Source organism: Methylobacterium sp. Leaf399 (assembly GCF_001424525.1).
Taxonomy (GTDB): domain Bacteria; phylum Pseudomonadota; class Alphaproteobacteria; order Rhizobiales; family Beijerinckiaceae; genus Methylobacterium.
This window is the reverse complement of record NZ_LMQK01000030.1, coordinates 1-17,319: the sequence shown is the minus strand read 5'-3', so window position 1 is coordinate 17,319 and position 17,319 is coordinate 1. Positions and strand designations below refer to the sequence as shown.

At 68.7% G+C, this 17,319-nt stretch carries 14 protein-coding genes and 1 tRNA gene; 9 read left to right on the top strand and 6 right to left on the bottom strand.

All coding sequences use genetic code 11. The annotated features are described in order from the left end of the window. Positions 1 to 176: 176 nt before the first annotated feature. On the top strand, positions 177 to 737 hold the full coding sequence (locus ASG40_RS13450) for a hypothetical protein (RefSeq protein ID WP_055886570.1): 561 nt from the start codon (positions 177 to 179) through the stop codon (positions 735 to 737). 63 nt (positions 738 to 800) lie between these two features. Here the strand turns inward: ASG40_RS13450 and ASG40_RS13445 are convergent, their stop codons facing one another. Beyond that, on the bottom strand, positions 801 to 1,169 hold the full coding sequence (locus ASG40_RS13445; protein WP_055886567.1) for a DUF4174 domain-containing protein: 369 nt from the start codon (positions 1,167 to 1,169) through the stop codon (positions 801 to 803). Between ASG40_RS13445 and ASG40_RS21800 the strand changes: the two genes are divergently transcribed. The 4 genes from ASG40_RS21800 to ASG40_RS13425 all read left to right on the top strand — a co-directional run bounded on the left by ASG40_RS21800 (position 1,138) and on the right by ASG40_RS13425 (position 4,224). Beyond that, complete coding sequence (locus tag ASG40_RS21800; protein WP_055886564.1) at positions 1,138 to 1,356, top strand: hypothetical protein; 219 nt, start codon at positions 1,138 to 1,140, stop codon at positions 1,354 to 1,356. The two genes, ASG40_RS13445 and ASG40_RS21800, sit on opposite strands and share 32 nt — an antisense overlap. A gap of 25 nt (positions 1,357 to 1,381) precedes the next feature. Continuing rightward, positions 1,382 to 2,398 (top strand): NADP-dependent oxidoreductase, encoded by a 1,017-nt coding sequence (locus ASG40_RS13435; protein ID WP_055886561.1) that lies wholly within the window; start codon positions 1,382 to 1,384, stop codon positions 2,396 to 2,398. A gap of 203 nt (positions 2,399 to 2,601) precedes the next feature. Then, positions 2,602 to 3,183 (top strand): single-stranded DNA-binding protein, encoded by a 582-nt coding sequence (gene ssb, locus ASG40_RS13430; RefSeq protein ID WP_055886559.1) that lies wholly within the window; start codon positions 2,602 to 2,604, stop codon positions 3,181 to 3,183. A 99-nt stretch (positions 3,184 to 3,282) separates the two neighbouring features. Beyond that, positions 3,283 to 4,224 (top strand): GAF domain-containing protein, encoded by a 942-nt coding sequence (locus ASG40_RS13425; protein WP_055886557.1) that lies wholly within the window; start codon positions 3,283 to 3,285, stop codon positions 4,222 to 4,224. 11 nt (positions 4,225 to 4,235) lie between these two features. Here the strand turns inward: ASG40_RS13425 and ASG40_RS13420 are convergent, their stop codons facing one another. Beyond that, complete coding sequence (locus ASG40_RS13420; RefSeq protein ID WP_055886554.1) at positions 4,236 to 5,225, bottom strand: catalase family peroxidase; 990 nt, start codon at positions 5,223 to 5,225, stop codon at positions 4,236 to 4,238. A 368-nt stretch (positions 5,226 to 5,593) separates the two neighbouring features. On the opposite strand from ASG40_RS13420, the gene gyrA reads away from it, so the two are divergent. Together gyrA and ASG40_RS13410 are read left to right on the top strand one after the other, a co-directional pair. Continuing rightward, positions 5,594 to 8,314 carry a DNA gyrase subunit A gene (gyrA, locus tag ASG40_RS13415; RefSeq protein ID WP_055886551.1) on the top strand — a complete coding sequence of 907 codons (2,721 nt, stop codon included), beginning with the start codon at positions 5,594 to 5,596 and terminating at the stop codon, positions 8,312 to 8,314. 180 nt (positions 8,315 to 8,494) lie between these two features. Further along, entirely contained in the window at positions 8,495 to 9,334 is an 840-nt protein-coding gene (locus tag ASG40_RS13410) for an outer membrane protein (protein WP_156387728.1), read from the top strand. Between the two features lie 121 nt (positions 9,335 to 9,455). On the opposite strand, the gene ASG40_RS13405 is transcribed toward ASG40_RS13410, so the two are convergent. The 3 genes from ASG40_RS13405 to ASG40_RS13395 all read right to left on the bottom strand — a co-directional run bounded on the left by ASG40_RS13405 (position 9,456) and on the right by ASG40_RS13395 (position 13,736). Continuing rightward, positions 9,456 to 10,808: a carbohydrate porin gene (locus ASG40_RS13405; protein ID WP_244480618.1), complete on the bottom strand. Its 1,353-nt coding sequence runs from the start codon at positions 10,806 to 10,808 to the stop codon at positions 9,456 to 9,458. 409 nt (positions 10,809 to 11,217) lie between these two features. Further along, on the bottom strand, positions 11,218 to 12,840 hold the full coding sequence (locus ASG40_RS13400) for a peptide chain release factor 3 (protein WP_055886549.1): 1,623 nt from the start codon (positions 12,838 to 12,840) through the stop codon (positions 11,218 to 11,220). Positions 12,841 to 12,986: 146 nt separating this feature from the next. Next, positions 12,987 to 13,736, bottom strand: a complete 750-nt coding sequence (locus ASG40_RS13395; RefSeq protein ID WP_055886546.1) for an SDR family oxidoreductase — start codon at positions 13,734 to 13,736, stop codon at positions 12,987 to 12,989. A 68-nt stretch (positions 13,737 to 13,804) separates the two neighbouring features. On the opposite strand from ASG40_RS13395, the gene ASG40_RS13390 reads away from it, so the two are divergent. Both ASG40_RS13390 and ASG40_RS13385 read left to right on the top strand, forming a co-directional pair. Then, a tRNA-Gln gene (locus ASG40_RS13390) sits at positions 13,805 to 13,879 on the top strand. Positions 13,880 to 13,995: 116 nt separating this feature from the next. Continuing rightward, on the top strand, positions 13,996 to 15,762 hold the full coding sequence (locus ASG40_RS13385; RefSeq protein ID WP_156387727.1) for a site-specific integrase: 1,767 nt from the start codon (positions 13,996 to 13,998) through the stop codon (positions 15,760 to 15,762). 43 nt (positions 15,763 to 15,805) lie between these two features. Here ASG40_RS13385 and ASG40_RS13380 read toward each other — a convergent pair whose 3' ends face one another. After that, on the bottom strand, positions 15,806 to 16,063 hold the full coding sequence (locus tag ASG40_RS13380; protein WP_055886541.1) for a helix-turn-helix domain-containing protein: 258 nt from the start codon (positions 16,061 to 16,063) through the stop codon (positions 15,806 to 15,808). Between the last annotated feature and the right edge of the window lie 1,256 nt (positions 16,064 to 17,319).

The following is a 17,319-nucleotide window of genomic DNA, read 5'->3' as shown; positions in this document are numbered from 1 at the left end:
GTGATGGTTCTGGCCGCGAGATGCAACGTCCCGGCGCCGACCGTTCGGATCGGACCCCGCAAACTTGCCGCGCCCATGAGCTCGCCACGCCCATGAGGCGAAACGGGGCATGAACCGTTTTCGACAACCACGCGTTTCATGCCCATGGGGGACGTGACGTCTTTCGGAGATCGATCATGAAACGTGTTCTTCTCGCATCAGCCGCCATGGTCGGGGCGCTGGCCCTGATTCCCGCCACCGCCGATGCCCGGGGCTTCCGGGGCGGTGGCTTCCACGGCGGCGGCTTCGGTGGCGGTGGCTTCGGCGGTGGTGGCTTCCGGGGCGGCTTCGGCGGCGGCGGGTTCCGCGGAGCCGGCTTCGGCGGGGGCTATCGCGGCGGCTTTGGGGGATACCGTGGCGGCTTCGGCGGCGGTTATCGTCCGGCGGCCTTCGGCGGCTACCGCGGTGGCTTCGGCGGCTATCGCGGCGGCTACTACGGTGGCCGCGGCTATGGACGCGGCGTCGGCATCGGAGCGGTCGGCCTGGGTCTCGGCCTCGGTCTGGCGGCCGGCGGCCTCTACGGCGGCGGCTACTACCCGAGCTACGGCTACGCACCTGTGGGCTACGGTGGCGGTTACGCCTACGGCGGTGGCTATGCCCCGGCATCCTACGGCGGCTACGGCGAGTGCTACACCGTGCCGCGCACCCGCTGGACGCCCTACGGTTACCGCCGCGTGCTGGTCGAGCGCTGCTACTGAGCGACCGACATCGGTGATCTCGATGATGGGGGCCGCGATCTCGCGGCCCCTTTTTCGTCGTGCCTAGCGTCGCATCTCGTCCCGTCGCATCGGCATCGCATCGATGGTCGAGGCCAGCTGCGCCGCCGTGATCGGATCGGTGGCCACGAGCTTGGCCCCTCCGTCCTTGCCGATCAAAACCGACCGAAAGGCGCCCTCGGGAAGTCCGAGCTTCTTCCTTAGGGCCACCGCCGATGGGGCGTCGCCATAGGCGTCCACGCTCACGAGGTCGCGCTCGGCCATGGCTTTCCCGGCCGCCGCGGCGATGGCGCGTTGCGCCCGTGCCCGCGGGTCGTCGGCGCTGGGTGCGGAGATCACGAGGACTCGCGACCGCCAGCGATGCTCCGAGAGAGGATCGGCCTTGACCGCCGTCGCCGAGCCGACCGCGATCATCGCCAGGCCAACCGTCCAGACGGACGCGACGGTCCTGCCCCCCGATCTCGCGACGGATCGAAGGTCGCTCGGGCTCGCCGAGATCGATCCGTCGAGGCCTGCGATCATCCCCATTCGCGCCATGCTGCACTCCTATGGACCGCACCACAGCGGCGCGCCGGTGCGCGCCGTGGTCGCCGTGTCCTGAACGTCTCCAACCTCTGAAAGTGCCCATGGCCGAGCTCAACCGCCGCATCGTCCTCGCCTCGCGCCCCCATGGCGAACCGAGCCCGGCGCATTTCCGGATGGAGGAGGTGCGGGCACCCACCCCCCAGGAGGGCGAGGTGCTCCTGCGCAACCGCATCCTGTCCCTCGACCCCTACATGCGGGGCCGCATGAGCGCGGCGAAATCATACGCCAAGCCCGTCGAGATCGGCGAGACCATGGTCGGCGCCACGGTCAGCGAGGTCGTGGCCTCGCGCCATCCCGATTTCGCGCCCGGCACCCTCGTCGTCGGCTTCGGCGGCTGGCAGGATTTTGCGATCTCCGATGGAAGCGGCCTGCGGCGGCTCGATCCGGGCGTGGCCCCCGTCGGTACGGCGCTGGGCATCCTCGGGATGCCGGGCATGACCGCTTATACGGGCCTCCTCACCATCGGTCGTCCGAAGGCGGGGGAGACCGTGGTGGTGGCCGCCGCCGCCGGGCCGGTGGGGTCCCTGGTCGGCCAGATCGCCAAGCTGAAGGGCGCCCGGGCCGTCGGCATCGCCGGGGGCGCGGAGAAATGCGCCTACCTCGTCGACGAACTCGGCTTCGACGCGGCCGTCGACCACCGCGGCCCCGACCTGCCGGGCAGCCTCGCCGCCGCCTGCCCGGACGGCATCGACGTCTATTTCGAGAACGTCGGCGGCGCGGTGTTCGAGGCCGTGCTGCCGCTCCTCAACGATTTTGCCCGCATGCCGGTCTGCGGCCTCGTCTCCGGCTACAGCCTCACCGACCTGCCGCCCGGCCCCGACCGTTCGCCGATCCTGATGCGGGCGGTGCTCACCAAGCGCCTGCACATCCAGGGCTTCATCGTCTGGGACTTCGCCGACCAGGAGGCCGCCTTCCTCGCCGAGGTCGGCGAATGGCTGGCGCAGGGGCGCGTCAAGCACCGCGAGGACATCGCGGAGGGCCTCGACAGGGCACCCGAGGCTTTCGTCGGCCTGCTCAAGGGCCGCAACTTCGGCAAGATGCTCGTCAGGCTGCCGTAGGCGACGGGCCTCGTTCCCTTGCTGGGCGACGAGAACATGAGTAGAACATCGGAGGTCTGGGGACAGATTCGCTGCGTGGTGGACAACGCCGGCCAATGTGGTTGTCGGCGGCGCGCGAAAGCCTCAGGACGTGGGTCGGCGGGGGCGGCGATGTGGAGCCCGTCCTTGCGCCGTCGTGAGATCGGTTCGGAGGAGAGAGCGGCATGGCCGGCAGCGTCAACAAGGTGATTTTGGTTGGCAACCTCGGACGCGATCCCGAGACGCGGCGGCTCGCCTCCGGCGACCCGGTGGTCAACCTGCGCATCGCGACCTCGGAGTCCTGGAAGGACAAGATGTCCGGCGAGCGCAAGGAGAAGACCGAGTGGCACTCGGTGGTGATCTACAACGAGAATCTCGCCAAGGTCGCCGAGCAGTACCTGCGCAAGGGCTCTAAGGTCTACATCGAGGGCCAGCTGCAGACGCGCAAATGGGCCGACCAATCCGGCGTCGAGAAGTACACCACCGAGGTGGTGCTGCAGCGGTTCCGAGGTGAGCTCACCCTCCTCGACGGCCGCAGCGGCGGCGGTGGCGAGATGGGCGCCGACGAGGAGGGCGGTGGCCAGATCAGCCGAGGCGGCGATTACGGCGGCGGCCGTGGCGGCTCCGGCGGCGGTTCGGATCGCGGCGGCGACTACGGTGGCGGTGGTGGTGGCCGCTCCGGCGGGGACCGCCGGCCGGCTCCGTCGTCCGGCGGTGGCGGCGGCTCGAAGCCCAATTACGACCTCGACGACGACATTCCGTTCTAGGCAGGCTCACGTCGGCGAGCCGACGCTCCACCCCGCCTACGCCCGGTGCCTCGGCGCGGTTCTTGCTCCCCTTGCGTGCAAAGGGAGTGAGACGGCGCCATGGCATCCTTCATCCGCGTGACCGAGGTGTGGGTTCCCTCCAAGGACGGGACGGCCCTCGAGTTCGGGAGCGGCAGCTACGGCGGCCTCGACGGCTTCCATGCGCAGAGCCACCAGACCGTGTTCGGCTACGGCGAGGGCCTGCCGGGGCAGGCCTGGGCGACGCGCCGGCCCATCGTCCTCAAGGACCTGCAGAATTCCTACTTCAAGCGGGGTGCTGCGGCCGCCGCGGCGGGGCTGACCTGCGGCCTCGCCCTGCCGATCTTCGCCGGCGACGTGCTGCAGGCGGTGGTGACGTTCTTCTGTGCCGACGACGACGAGAAGGTCGGGGCGATCGAGGTCTGGAGCAACGACCCCGCGCGATCGAGCGCCATGGCGGTCGAGGACGGCTACTACGGCAACGCGGAGTTCTTCGAGCGCAACTCGAAGGCGATCCAGTTCGGACGCGGACAGGGCCTGCCCGGCGAGGTCTGGGAGCGGGACCGGCCCGTCGTGGTCAAGGAGCCCTACGGCTCGCACCGGTTTCTGCGAAAGGCGGAGGCCCTCAAGATCGGGCGGACCACCGCCTTCGGCCTGCCCTGCCACGGCGACCGCGACCGGGACTGGGTGATGACCTTCCTGTCGGCGCTCGGCACCCCCATCGCCCGGCGCTTCGAGGTGTGGAAGGTGGAGCCCGACAGCGAGCACCTCACCTACGAGGCGGGGCTTTGCGAGGTGCAGGGCGATGTCGCGGCGTCCTACGGCCCCCTGAGCCTGACCCGCGAGGACGGCACCATCGGCCGCATCCTGCTCACCGGCCTGCCGGTGATCGCCACCGACTTCTCGCACGAGCCGACCGTGATCGCGGCGAGCCTGGCCGCCGCCGGGCTGACCACCCTCGTGGCCATCCCGGTGTTCAGCGGCACCGCCCGGCTGAACGCCGTGGCGGCCTGGTACTTCTGACGCGCAGTGGGCTATTGCGACCGCTTGCCGAAGGACACCGCATAGGCCTGGGTGCGCGCGTCGATCAGCGGATCGTCGGACACCTCGATCCCGTCCACGAGGTTGGTGGGCAGGAACAGGAGCGGCTTCTCGGCCGCCGCCGTATCGGCCGTGGCCTTCGAGAGGGTGAGGGTGCCCATGGTCACCAGCCGGCGGTCCTCCGGCCAGACCTGCGTCGGGTCCTTGGTCTGGTCGCCCGGATTGGCCAGTTGCGCCTGGATCGTGAAGGCCACCGGACCCTTGGCGAGGGTGGCGGGCAGGCCCTCCATCAGGAAGTTAGGCGGCTGCTTTCCGGCCTCCTCCGCCGAGAGATGGTCGTTGCCCGCCACCGGCACGATGCGGAAGCGGAACGGCTGCCTCTTGCCCTCGGCGTTCACGAACACGAAGGCGTCGATGCCGTTGTAGGTCTCCCGCGCCAGACTCGAGGGCGTCTTCACGCCGGCTCCCGCCTTGGGCACCATCGGATGGGCGGCGACGAACTGCTCCAGCGGCGTCGGCTTTGGGGTATCGGGCTTGGTCTGCGCATTCGCCGTCAGCAGCGCCAGGAACTCCTCGCCGGTGGCGACGGGGAAGAACGGCAGCGAGTTGGCGACGATGTCGAACTCGCCGTCGGGAAGGGCGAACTTCAGCGCCATTCCGTGCGGGTTGGCCGGCTTGGCGCCGTCCGCGATGGCGGGCAGGCCCGTGGCGTTGGAGAACCGCACCGTCACCGGCACCGGCTTGCCGCCGAAGACGCTGGCCTTGCTCAACGGCGCGGCCTCCGGGGTCGCGGTGAAGCTGCCTTCCACCACCACGCCCTTGGCGTGGTTGGCGCGCAGGCCCGCGTGGCTGCCCCACAGGGTGTTCATCACCGCGATGGTCCGCTCGGCGGTGGTGCCCTCGGCGGCGGCGGCCAGCGGCGCGAAGCCGACGGCGAAGAGGGCGGCCAGCCCAAGGGGGCGGCGCAAGCGGGTGGCAACCATGCACGATCTCCCGACGTGTCTGTCGATCGAGCGGGATGATCCCGCGCTCGCCCTCGTGTCTATCCACAACGGGAGCGGTCGAACAGACGTGGCCGGCGGGACCCGCGACGCCCCGCGGCCGGCGGTCGGCCCTGCGTAAGCCCTTGAGCCGGACGGTCTATCGCGCTCCCCTTATCCCCGTGCCGCGGTAGGGGTCGCGGTGGCGTGCCGCAGGCGAATGGCGTATGGAAACAGGGTGACAGACGTGGCGCGACGCGACCGGGGCGGACCCGGCCGGCGAGCGCCCGACATCCGCAGTCCCACGAACGCGACGTCGTTCGGCGCGGCCCCGGCCGCGCCGGCCCGTATGCAGGCAGAGATCGAAGACCTTGGCAGAGAACGACACACCGGGCGCGGGCACGCCGCCGCCCGCCAGCGACATCCGCCCCGTCTCCATCACCGACGAGATGAAGCGGTCGTATCTCGATTACGCCATGAGCGTGATCGTGAGTCGGGCCCTGCCCGATGCCCGCGACGGCCTCAAGCCGGTCCACCGCCGCATCCTGTTCTCGGCCTACGAGAGCGGGCACCTGCCCGAGCGCAAATACGTCAAGTCGGCCCGCATCGTCGGCGACGTGATCGGTCTCTACCACCCGCACGGCGACCAATCGATCTACGACGCCCTGGTGCGCATGGCCCAGGACTTCTCGATGCGGCTGATGCTCATCGACGGCCAGGGCAACTTCGGCTCCGTCGACGGCGATCCGCCGGCCGCCATGCGCTACACCGAATCGCGCCTGGCCAAGCCCGCCAACGCGCTGCTCGCCGACATCGACAAGAACACCGTCGACTTCCAGCCGAACTACGACGAGTCGCGCGAGGAGCCGACCGTCCTGCCCGCTCGCTTCCCCAACCTCCTCGCCAACGGTGCCGGCGGCATCGCGGTGGGCATGGCCACCAACATCCCGCCCCACAACCTCGGCGAGCTGATCGACGGCTGCGTCGCGCTCATCGACGATCCCAGCATCGACGTGGAGGGCCTGACCGAGATCATCCCGGGCCCCGACTTCCCCACCGGAGGCTCGATCCTCGGCCGGGCGGGCACCCGCCAGGCCTACGCCACCGGGCGCGGCTCCATCATCATGCGGGCGAAATCCCACGTGGAGGAGCTGCGCAAGGAGCGCGAGGCGCTGATCTTCACCGAGATCCCGTATCAGGTGAACAAGGCGACGCTCATGGAGAAGATCGCCGAGCTGGTGAAGGAGAAGCGCGTCGAGGGCATCTCCGACCTGCGCGACGAATCCGACCGCGACGGCATGCGCATCGTCGTCGAGATCAAGCGCGACGCGATGGCCGACGTGGTGCTCAACCAGCTCTACCGGTTCACGCCGCTGCAATCCTCCTTCGGCTGCAACATGGTGGCGCTCAACGGCGGCCGCCCCGAACTGATGAACCTGAAGGACCTGCTGCAGGCCTTCGTGGACTTCCGAGAGGAGGTCGTCTCCCGCCGCACCAAGTTCCTGCTCAACAAGGCCCGCGAGCGGGCGCACGTGTTGTGCGGCCTGGCCATCGCGGTGGCCAACATCGACGAGGTCATCCGCCTGATCCGGACCTCGCCCGACCCCAACACCGCCCGCGAGGCGCTGATGGGCCGCGACTGGCCGGCCCACGACATCGCGCCCCTGATCGCGCTGGTGGACGACCCGCGCCACCGCATCAACGCCGACGATTCCTACCGCCTCTCCGACGTCCAGGCCCGCGCCATCCTCGACCTGCGCCTGCAGCGCCTCACCGCGCTCGGCCGCGACGAGATCGGCGGCGAGTTGCAGAAGCTCGCCGACGAGATCGCCGACTACCTCGACATCCTGCGCTCGCGCCTGCGCATCATGGGGATCGTCAAGGACGAGCTCGCGGAGGTCCGCGAGGCCTACGCCACGCCGCGTCGCACCGTGATCCTCGACTGGGATTCCAACGTCGAGGACGAGGACCTGATCCAGCGCGAGGACATGGTCGTCACCGTGTCCCACGCCGGCTACGTCAAGCGCGTGCCGCTCTCGACCTACCGGGCCCAGCGCAGGGGCGGCAAGGGCCGCTCGGGCATGTCAACCCGCGACGAGGACTTCGTCACCCGCCTGTTCGTGGCCAACACCCACACGCCGATCCTGTTCTTCTCCAGCCAGGGCCAGGTCTACAAGGAGAAGGTGTGGCGCCTGCCGATGGCGGCGCCCAACGCCCGCGGCAAGGCGCTGGTCAACATCCTGGCCATGGATGCCGGCACCGAGCGCATCACCACGATCATGCCGCTGCCCGAGGACGAGGCCTCGTGGGAGACGCTGGACGTGATGTTCGCCACCGCCTCGGGCGGCGTGCGGCGCAACAAGCTCTCCGACTTCGTGCAGGTGAACCGCGCCGGCAAGATCGCCATGAAGCTCGACGAGGGCGACCACATCGTCCACGTGGAGATCTGCCGCGCCGACCAGAACGTCCTGCTCACCTCGAAGGACGGGCAGTGCATCCGCTTCCCCGTCGAGGACGTGCGGGTGTTCAAGGGCCGCGATTCCACCGGCGTGCGCGGCATCAGCCTCGCATCGGGCGACCGCGTCATCTCGATGACCATCCTCAACAGCTTCGAGGCGACGCCCGAGGAGCGCGGCGCCTTCCTGAAGATGCAGCGGGCGGTGATCGGCGACACGGAAGGGGGCGACGCCGATTCCGAGGAGATCGCCACGGATGCGCCGCTCCTCTCGCAGGAGCGCTACGCCGAGATGGGGGCGAACCAGCAGTTCGTGCTCACCCTGTCCGAGCGCGGCTTCGGCAAGCGCAGCTCCTCCTTCGAGTACCGGACCTCGGGACGCGGCGGCAAAGGCATCACCGCGATGCGGGTGAATGCCCGCAACGGCAGCCTCGTGGCCTCCTTCCCGGTGCAGCCCTCGGACCAGATCATGCTGGTGACGGATGCCGGCCAGCTCATCCGCGTGCCGGTCGACGACATCCGCATCGTCGGACGCGCCTCGCAGGGGGTGACGGTGTTCAACACCGACAAGACCGAGCGCGTGGTCTCGGTGGAGCATATCGAGGGCGAGGACGAGAGCGGCGACGAGGTGGCCTGATCGCCTGCGCCGATCCGTCCGGCGACGGTCGGGGATGAACAAGTCGTTACGCGCGTGTCGGAAAACGGAAACCGGGCGGCCAACATGTGGCCGTTCGGTGTTGCTCTGATGTCATAGGTGCTCGGGCCGCTTGACGGTAAGACGGGGGCAGTGAAACAGCCCCTCCGAAGGACTGCCCCCGTGTTCAAGAAGATCCTCCTCGCCGGCGCCTCCCTGGCCGTGATGGTCGGCACCGCCGCCGCCGCCGATCTGCCGCGCCGCGCCGCGCCGCCGGTCTTCGTTCCGGTCCCCGTCTTCACCTGGACCGGGTTCTACTTCGGTATCAACGCCGGCTACGCCTTCAGCGAGAACGACACCATCCGCACCACGGGCATCAACACCCCCGGCGGCGCCCAGCTCAACAACAACGTCCTCAACGGTCTGCGTCGCGCCAACGTCTCGACCGCCACGGAAGGCTTCACCGGCGGCGCTCAGATCGGCTACAACTATCAGTTCACCCCGGGCTCGGGCCTGGTGGTGGGTGTCGAGGCCGACGCCCAGTACATGGACCTGCAGCAGACCCGGGTCGAGAACATCTTCCTCCCCGCCTTCAACCCCAACAACCTCACCAACACCTACCGCACCGACCTGTCCTTCCTCGGTACCGTCCGCGGTCGCGTCGGCTACGCCTTCGACAAGTTCATGATCTACGGCACCGGCGGCTTCGCCTACGGCGACGTCACCCAGCGGATCAGCTTCACCACCGGCCTCCCGGTGACCTACGCCGCCTCCCGCTCCAGCATGGAGACCGGCTACGTCTACGGCGGCGGCGTCGAGTACGCTCTCCCGACCGACTCCTTCCTGAACTTCTTCAAGTCCAGCGCCGTCACGATCAAGGCGGAATACCTGCGCTACGACCTCGGCAGCCGCAACCTGCTCGTCGGCAGCGTCGGTGGTCCGGGCGTCGGGTACAACTCCCGCATCGCCACCGAGGGCAGCATCGCCCGCGCCGGCCTGAACTACAAGTTCGGCTCCTACTAGGACCTTCCGTCGAAAGCAGCCACGCTTTCGAAGTCCGACGATCGGCCTGCCTCGCGTATCCCCGGATGCGCGAGGCAGGCTTTTTTTATGGGTTCCCACTGAGTCCGGGGCCTCCTCGTCGTCAGTATACGACCGTCGATCGGAGCCCGAAGACGAGGCCGCCCCTCGTCCTGGTTCCGGGACGTGAGGGGTTCTCGACGCCACCGCCCGGGTTGACGACGTACTGGATGTCGGGCTGCACGATCCAGCCGGGGGCGATCCGGGCCTGGTAGCTGAGCTCGACCGTCGCTTCGAAGCTCCTGACCGGCCGGTAAGCATGGCCCCACCGCGCCCCATCGATGTCGGCCGCCCGCGCCCCGTCGCCGATCCGCGCGTAGATGACACTCGCGCCGAACCTGTCGTCTGGCCGGCCTGGAATCATGCCGGCGCAGACCACCCCGCCGTCGGCCCAGAGGTCGATCAGGTTGCGGTCCGCCGGGCTGCCCGAGATCCGGGCGTAGACCGAGACCCCGCCATCGGGGCCCGCGCCCTCGGGACGATGAAGTTGCTGGTCGACGACACCATAGACGCCGCCGGTGCCGCGCAGGCGCCGGGCGACGCCGTTGGCGAAGGGACTGGCCAGCGGCAGGCCGGCGGTATCGAACCGCAGGTCGTCGAAGCGGCCGAAATGCCGGTATCCGCCGAGCTTGAGGCTGCCGGCGAGCCCGCGCGCCCGCGTGCCCTGGTTGTAGCGGACCTGCGCCTCGGCCATCACCAGGGGCGGGTCGCCGAGCCGGAAGTTCGTGCCGGTCCGGTTGACGATGCGCTGGTCGCCCGGATCGCCGTTGAAGATCGCCACGAGGGCCGAGACCGCCGCGTTCGGGTCGTAGCGCAGGCGCACTCCGGGGGTGGCGAGCGGATAGGCCGGGCCGCCGCCCGGCAGGTTGGCGCCGGTGATCGTCGGCCAGTCGTTGCTCACGAACAGCTTGCCGGTGTCGGACGAGAAGAACTCGCCATCGGCGACGAGCTGGCCGAATCGTACCGCGAAGCGGTCCCCGGCCCATTTCTGCTCCAGCCAGATTTCGGACAGGCGCGTCGAGGGAAGCGCCTCGATGTTGCTGACGGTGATCAGGCGCCCGAAGCTGCGGTCACGCAGGCCGCCGGTGTCGTGGATCTGGAAGGCGTTGGCGAAGAAGGTGAGGCCATCGAGGCCGGCGAGCGTCCCCAGATCAGCGGTGACGATAGTCTCGAGCTTTCCGGCGTAGATCGGCCCGCGGGCAAAGCCGCCGGTGACGTTCCCCAGCGCCTCGTTGGTGGAGATGGCGTTGTAGGTGATGCCGCGGGCACCGAGCGCGGCCCGAAACCCGCCCGGATCGCCGAACGCCCCGAGGGACGACTGGATCGACGCAGGTCGGGCGGAGTCCGACTCGGGCTCTACCGCGGCCGATTGCACCGGCCTGTCGGCAAGCGGCGAATCGATGTCCGGCTGCGCCACGGCCGGAAAATCGGGAGCGACGAGGCAGACCGCGACGCAAAGGCCGCGCGCCGAGGCCCATGGCCGCTGCCCCGGCCCGATCGCAGGCGGGCGAGGCGCGGATCGGGGCGACCGAAGCCATGGAGAGAGTCGCCTCATCTGCGCCTATGCTGTGAAGTATGCCTCTTGCTATACTCTGTAGGACGCGCAAATTCCCGCTGTCAATCGCGACGGCGTTCGACCGAGAACGATTTTTGGGGGGAGGGGGATAAGCCGGCGATCCACGCCACCGGCCTCGGTCACGAGACCGGCGCGCCTAGCGCGACCGCATCGAGCGGCGTCAAAACGGCCGGGAGAAAACGGCGCCGGGGTGGCAGCGCGGAGCCGGATCGGCGCGACCGCCGACCTCGGTAAAATCCGCGACGGAGCGCTACGCCTTGCGCTTCTGGTAGTCCTTCACGTCGGTGAACCGCACGTCCGGCGCGCGCTCCTCCTCGTAGCGCAGCGAGAACGCGGTGGTCGCCATGAACACCGGGGCGCCGTCGAGGTCGCTGGCCATGGCCGAGCCGTGGCTGCCGACGAATTTGTCCAGCGGCGCTTCGGTGTCGGCCTCGATCCAGCGGCAGATCGAAAAGCGGGTCGGCTCGTAGTCGATGGGCAGGCCGTACTCCGCCTGGAGCCGCTCCTTCAGCACGTCGAGCTGCAGCGCGCCCACCACGCCGACGATGGCCTGGGAGCCGTCGTGCGGGCGGAACACCTGCACCACGCCCTCCTCGCCCATCTGCTGCAGGGCCTCGCGCAGCTTCTTGGCCTTCATGGCGTCGGTGAGCTTGATCCGGCGCAGGATCTCGGGCGCGAAGCTCGGCACGCCGCGGAACACGATCTCCTCGCCCTCCGTCAGCGTGTCGCCGATGCGCAAGGTCCCGTGGTTGGGGATGCCGACGACGTCGCCCGCGAACGCCTCGTCGGCGATGGCGCGGTCCTGCGCGAAGAAGAACTGCGGGGCCGACAGCGACATCGGCTTGCCGGTGCGCACGAGCTTGGCCTTCATGCCCCGGCTCAACCGGCCCGAGCACACCCGCATGAAGGCGATGCGGTCGCGGTGGTTGGGGTCCATGTTCGCCTGGATCTTGAACACGAAGCCGGTCATCTTCGGTTCGGTGGGCTCTACCAGGCGCTTGTCGCAATCCTGGCCGCGCGGCGGCGGCGCGAAGCGCGCCAGGCCGTCGATGAGGTCGCGCACGCCGAAGTTGCGCAGCGCCGACCCGAAGAACACCGGCGTGAGGTGGCCCTCGCGAAAGGCGTCGAGGTCGAAGCGCTTGAGGCCGGTCTCGGCGAGTTCGGCCTCCTCGCGCCAGGTCGTGGCCTCGCCCTGCTCCGTGAGCAGCTGGTCGAACAGCGGATCGTCGACCCCGGTCACCGGCACGGTGCCGGCGTCGTCAGCCGCATCGAGCCGCCGCACGCGGCCGTTGCCGAGATCGTAGGTGCCGGCAAAGCTGCGGCCCCGCCCGATCGGCCAGGTCACGGGCGCCACGTCCAGCGCCAGGGTCTTCTCGATCTCGTCCAGGAGCTCGAACGGGTCGCGGGCCTCGCGGTCGAGCTTGTTGATGAAGGTGACGATGGGGATGTCGCGAAGCCGGCAGACCTCGAACAGTTTTCGCGTGCGCGCCTCGATGCCCTTGGCGGCGTCGATCACCATCACGGCCGAATCGACCGCCGTCAGGGTGCGGTAGGTGTCCTCCGAGAAGTCCTCGTGGCCCGGGGTGTCGAGGAGGTTGAAGACGCAGTCGCCGTACTCGAACGTCATCACCGAGGTGACAACGGAGATGCCGCGCTCCTTCTCGATGCCCATCCAGTCCGAGCGGGTCGAAACGCGGTTGCGCTTGGCCTTGACCTCGCCGGCGAGCTGGATGGCGCCGCCGAACAGCAGCAGTTTTTCCGTGAGCGTGGTCTTGCCGGCGTCCGGGTGCGAGATGATCGCGAAGGTGCGCCGGCGCGCGACGGGGTCGTCGGTGCGGGCGGGTTTCGCGTCGGGCTGGGTCTGCATCAACATCGCGGGGAATTGCTTTCGAGGCCGCGTCCGCGGGCCTTTTTTTCAGGTCTGACGGAGGTCGACGGCCCGCCGAGGAGCCCGCCCCGCCCCTCCTTACAGGAGAGGGGGGCCGCGCTCCACCATCGGTGGAGGGGCCCCGCGTCGGCTCAGCCCCGCCCGATGTAGGGCATGCCGGTGGCCATCACCGTGAGGAACGGGACGTTGGCATCGAGCGGAAGGCCGGCCATGTAGACCACCGCATCGGCCACATGCGCGACGTCCATCAGCGGTTCGGACCTGATCGACCCGTCGGCCTGGCGCACGCCGGCGGCCATGGGCCCGGTCATCGCGGTGGCGGCGTTGCCGACGTCGATCTGGCCGCAGGCGATGTCGTGGGCGCGTCCGTCCAGCGCCGTGGCCTTGGTGAGCCCGGTCATGGCGTGCTTGGTGGCGGCATAGGCCGCCGAGTTCGGCCGCGGCACATGCGCCGAGATCGAGCCGTTGTTGACGATGCGCCCGCCGCGCGGCTCCTGCGCCTTCATCATCCGGAAGGCCGCGCGCGTGCACAGGAAGGCGCCGGTGAGGTTGACGTCCACGAGGCGGCGCCAGTCGTCGAGGGCGACCTCGTCCACCGGCACCGCCGGCGCGAACACCCCGGCGTTGTTGAACAAGAGGTCGAGGCGGCCGAACTCCTGCCGCACCCGCGCGAACAGCGCCTCGACGGACGCCTCGTCCGCCACGTCGGCGGGCACGGCCCGCGCGGTGCCGCCCGCCGCCGCGATCGCCTCCGCGACCGCCGCCAGCGGCTCGGCCCGGCGCCCGGCGAGCACGACGACGAAGCCCGCCCGCGCCAGCCCCTCCGCCACGGCCCTGCCGATCCCCGATCCCGCCCCCGTCACCACCGCGATCCGCCGCATCGATTCTGTCTCCCCGTCCTGTTGCCACCCGCAGGCCCGGCGTCTAGACAACGCCGATCCTGCCAGGATGGGGCGTCGCCAAGTGGTAAGGCAGCGGTTTTTGGTACCGCCATTCCCAGGTTCGAATCCTGGCGCCCCAGCCAACTTTTAGCCTAAGTCATTCAGATCGTTTGGCTTCTCGCCCAGCCGTCCTGCGGAGCGAGCCGGTTGCTACACTTCGCTGCTACACGAGCCGCCTGAAATGCGGCGAAGGAGTACGGTGGCAGCCCTCTTCAACGTCGTCCTCCGTAAGACGATTTACCATTTCCGGCGGCGGGTGCCGGACGACCTGCGGCCGTGCCTTGAACGCCGCGAGCTTGTGCGCAGCCTGGCTACGTCAGACCCGCGCACTGCCAAGCTGCGCGCATGTCGGTTATACGTCGCTTCCGAGACCCTCTTCTCGGTCCTGCGTACGACGCCGATGCTGACACAAGCACAACTCGCCCGGATGGTGCAGGACTTTTACAGCCTGCTCCTCGACACGGAGAACCTGTGCCGCTTGCGGGAGCAGCCGATCAACGAGGTCCGGCGCTCAGGCCGGGCCCGGCACTACGGCGCGGTCGCACAACGGGCGCGCGAGGCCCTGGCCTGCAACCGGCTCGACGAGGCCCGTTTCCTCACGGAGGGAATGCTGAAGAAGCAGGGCATCGTGCTTCGTGGCCTGCCACCCGACGACCTCGCCCGCGCCGAGCAGGCTATGTTGCGGGCCGGCATCGACGCGGCGGAGGCGCTCAAGGCCCGCTACGAAGGCGACTTCAACTACGAGCCGCGCGACCGTCTTCTGAAGCTGCAGCTCGACGCACTGAACGAGGGTACGACACAAACCGCGCAGCCGAAGGCTCAACCAACCGCACAGACACCAGCCGAGACAAAGGCGGAGACGGACAAAGCGCCACCATTTTCTGTCGTGGGAACCAAGTTTCGCGCTTCACAGGTCGCGACGAAGGTGTGGGACCAGCAGACCGCCGCCCAGGCCGGGGCAACATACCGCCTCTTCGTCGATGTCTGCGGCGACAAGCCGGTCTCAGCCTACACGCGAAAGGACGTCGGCCGCTTCCGCGAGCAGGTCCAGCGCTTGCCCAACGACTACGGCAAGCATCCCCGTTACCGTGACGTGTCAGTCGAACAGATTCTCGCTGTTCATGAGGCAGCGTCTCCAACAAACCGCAAGCCGGTCATCACGCAACGCACCGTGAAGCGACACTTCTCGGCGCTCTCAACTATGTGGAGCGCCGCGGTGTCCAAGGAGGACGCAACCACCAACATCTTCTCAGGCTTTCGCTTCGCCAACAGCCGCAAGGCCAGCGAACAACGCGACATGTGGGAGCGCGCCGACCTAGCGCGCCTGTTCGCCACCCCGATCTGGACCGGCTGCGCTTCGGCAGGCCGACGCACCGCTCCGGGCGATCTTATCCTACGTGACGAGAAGTTCTGGTTGCCCCTGATCGCCGTGTTCTCCGGCCTGCGCCAGGAGGAAATCTGCCAGCTTCAAGTCGAAGACATCCGGCAGGATGAAGATGTTTGGTTCTTCGACATCAACGACCGGCCGCCTCGTAAAATAAAGAACACGACCGCGGTACGGCACGTCCCTCTGCATGCCGAGCTGATTCGCCTCGGGTTCCTAGCCCACGTCGAGACACAGCGACGGCGGCGGCAGACGCGCGTTTTCGCGAATCTCACCCCGGGCGGCGCGGACGGACGCCTCGGACACGCCTTCACTAAGTGGTTCACGCGCTACCGCCGTGATGTCGGCCTGTATCGGCCAGGCCTCGATTTCCACTCGTTCCGGCACACCGCCACGACGCTGATGCATCAGGCTGGTGTGTCCGTGGCCGTCATCGACCACATTACGGGTCATACGACCGCAGGCGAGACCGCCCGCTACACCAAGCGCTCAACCCTGGTCCAGATGAAGGCCTCCATTGACACCATCGGCATAGGGGTCGACCTGACGGCGCTCTACGGCAAAGGCCAGCCTCCAGCCTGACCTGCTGCTGGATGAGCGCAGCAGTCGATCCGGTCATGGGCGGTCAGCGCCGCCGTCCCCCGCGCAACGATTCAGGGCGGGGCTCTCCCTCAGCCGGCGCCACGAACAGTTCGCCAAAGGGCACGTCGAGAGCACCGGCAACCTTGTCGAGCAGGTCGACCGTCGGATTCTCGGCCTGACGCTCCAGGCCGCCCAAATAGGCCCGGTCCACGCCCGCATCCGCTGCCAGCCGCTCCTGCGACAAGCCTTGCGCCACACGCACCCGGCGCAGGTTCCACGCGACCAAAGCCCGACCCTTCATGAGTCGGATCAGCACGCGAGAGGGGCTATCTAACCACTGGCTATAGCCACACGTTACGGCTAAGCTCTTCCCACAACCTAGGGGATATAGGCGTCCGATGCGGGTGCGCATCCACCGCGGCGCGCGCGAAATCGGCGGCTGCTGCATCGAGCTGGCGCACGATAGCGCCCGTCTCCTGCTCGACCTCGGCCTGCCCCTCGACGGTCATCCGGACGACCACACCCGCCATCCCGACATCGACGGCCTGGCCGGCGGCGGCACCCTGCTTGCCCTCGTGCTCAGCCACGGCCACCGCGACCACGTCGGCCTCAGTCACCTCGCTGGGCCGGACCTACCGGTGGCGCTCGGCGCCGCCACCCTTCGTATTCTGCAGGCGGCATCCGCCTTCGTCCCCGATTGCCACGWGCCCACCAACACCATCACGTTTACAGACCGCCAGCCGCTCACCTTCATACCGTTCACGGTTACCCCCATCCTCGTCGACCACTCGGCCTACGATGCCTACNGCCCACCAACACCATCACGTTTACAGACCGCCAGCCGCTCACCTTCATACCGTTCACGGTTACCCCCATCCTCGTCGACCACTCGGCCTACGATGCCTACGCCCTGCTGGTGGAGGCAGGCGGACAGCGCCTGCTGTACTCGGGCGACCTACGSGGGCACGGGCGCAAGGGCGCGCTGTTCGAGCGACTGCTGCGCGAGCCGCCSCAAGACATCGACACCCTGCTGATGGAAGGCTCAAGCCTCGGCCGGCTCGACGACAACCGCACCTTCCCGACCGAGGYAGAGATCGAGGACCGCTTCGTCGASTTGTTCGAGGACACCGTGGGACTCGCCCTGGTCGCGGCCTCGGCCCAGAACATCGATCGCGTGGTCTCMCTCTACCGTGCCTGCAAGCGTGCCGGCCGGACCCTCGTCATCGACCTCTACGCCGCCGAGGTCCTGGCTGCGACCGGCAATCCGCGCATCCCACAATCCGACTGGCCGRRCGTCGCCGTCTTCGTGCCCCACCACCAGCGCGTCCGCATCAAGAGGACCAACCGGTTCGACCTAATCGAACGGCACGGCAGGAACCGCATCTACGCGGAGGACCTCGCCACCCTGGCACCGCGGGCCGCCCTTCTGTTCCGCCACTCGCTGCTGCCCGACCTCGACCGGGCCGGGTGCCTCACCGACGCACGCGCGATCTGGTCACAGTGGGACGGCTACCTGCGCCAGCCGCGAGGGCAGGCACTCGCGGCYGACCTMGCCGC